Raw genomic sequence first — 1,757 nt, forward strand, 5'->3', positions numbered from 1 at the left:
CGGTGCTGGCCGAGGCGCCGCCATGCTGCGCGGCTGCGCCGGCGGCGCCTCGGCCAGCACCGCGTGCGCATTGGTGCCGCCAATGCCGAATGAGCTGACGCCGGCCAGCAGCGGACCATCGCCTTCGCTGCGCCATGGCGCAGCCTGCTGCGCCACGTGGAAGCGGGTCTGCGCCATGGGAATCGCCGGGTTGCACCGTTCGAAGTTCGCAGTCGGCGCCACCGTGCGGTGCTGCAGCATCAAGGCCGCCTTGATCAGGCCCGCCATGCCGCCGGCCGGGCCCAGGTGGCCGACATTGGACTTGGCCGAACCAATCGCGCAGCGTTGTCCCTCTGCGCCATAGGCCAGCCGCAACGCTTCGAATTCAATCGGGTCGCCAAGGAACGTGCCGGTGCCGTGTGCTTCAATGTAGCTGACCTGGCGCGGATCCACATCCGCCACGGCCAGCGCATCGGCAATCACGGCGGCCTGGCCGTCCACGCTGGGAGCGCTGAAGCCGACTTTAGCGGCCCCGTCGTTATTGATGGCTGTGCCTTTCAATACCGCCACCACGGTATCGCCGTCGCGCAGCGCATCGTCCAGCCGCTTCAGCAACACCAGGCCGATGCCGTTCGTGAATATGGTGCCGCTGGCCTGGTGATCGAACGGGCGGCAACGGCCGTCGCGCGACAGGATGCCTTCCTGCTGGTGGAAATACCCCGACGCCTGCGGTACGCGTACCGACACCGCGCCGGCGATGGCCATGTCGGATTCCCCGGACAGCAAGCTCTGGCAAGCCACGTGCACCGCCACCAGGCCGCTGGAACACGAAGTCTGGATCGCCATGCTGGGACCGCGCAGATCCAGCTTATAGGATACCCGCGACGCCAGGAAATCCTTGTCGTTGCCATGGCGCAGCGCCAGCTCGCCCAGCGATTCCAGCAAGTCCGGCCGCCGCAGCACGCCGAACATGTAGGAACTCATGGCCGAACCGGCAAAGACGCCGATATTGCCGTCATACCGGCCAGCATCGTAGCCGCCACGGTCCAGCAATTCCGCCGCGCATTCCAGCATCAAGCGTTGCTGCACGTCTGTAATCTCCGCTTCGCGCGGGCTCATGTCGAAGTATTCCGCGTCGAATTCAGCCACCCGTTCCAGCGTGCCGGCCCAGGCGACGTAATGAGGACGCGCCGCCACTTCCGGCGGTACGCCGGCTTCCTGCAATTCCTCGCTGCTCAACGGCCGCAACGCGCAATCGCCGCGCAACAGGTTGTCCCAGTACGCTTCGATATTGCCGGCGCCGGGGAAGCGGCCGTGCATCGCGATAATTGCGATGTCCGATCCGTTGTCATGTACTGCCAAATCAGCTGCCATATGCCCTCTTGCTTAATTAAACTGTCAGTTCTGTTGACGGGATTGCGCCAGGCGCGCCCGGCGCGCGGCCTGCGCCGCCCCGGTGCGCCCGGCACTGCGCGCAACCGGCGCAGCGGCTTGCGGCTGCCCCTGCTGCGCCAGGAATGCCGCCAGCGCGCGTATGGTCGGGTGCTGGAACAAGTGCACTGCCGCGATATCGCGGCCCAGCGCCTGCTGCAGCCGGTGCTGTACGTCCAGCAGCAACAGCGAGTGGCCGCCCGCATCGAAGAAATTCGTATCGGGGCCGAAGGCGGCCTGTCCCAGCGCTGCGCACCAGACGTCATGGATGATTTGTTCCAGCCGGTTGCCGCACGCCGCCGGCGCCGCGGCCGGCCCGCCCGCAGCCGCTTGCCCATCGGCGGCAG

General features: G+C 66.8%; 2 protein-coding genes. Both read right to left on the reverse strand.

The genetic code is table 11. The annotated features are described in order from the left end of the window. Positions 1–1,353, reverse strand: a 1,353-nt coding sequence (locus GM668_RS30215; RefSeq protein WP_170305929.1) for a beta-ketoacyl synthase N-terminal-like domain-containing protein, incomplete at its 3' end; no start/stop codon positions are given. Between the two features lie 24 nt (positions 1,354–1,377). Then, the coding region (locus tag GM668_RS30220) for an acyl carrier protein (protein WP_170305930.1) at positions 1,378–1,757 on the reverse strand (380 nt) is incomplete at its 5' end.

Source organism: Pseudoduganella ginsengisoli (assembly GCF_009720865.1).
GTDB lineage: Bacteria > Pseudomonadota > Gammaproteobacteria > Burkholderiales > Burkholderiaceae_D > Rugamonas > Rugamonas ginsengisoli.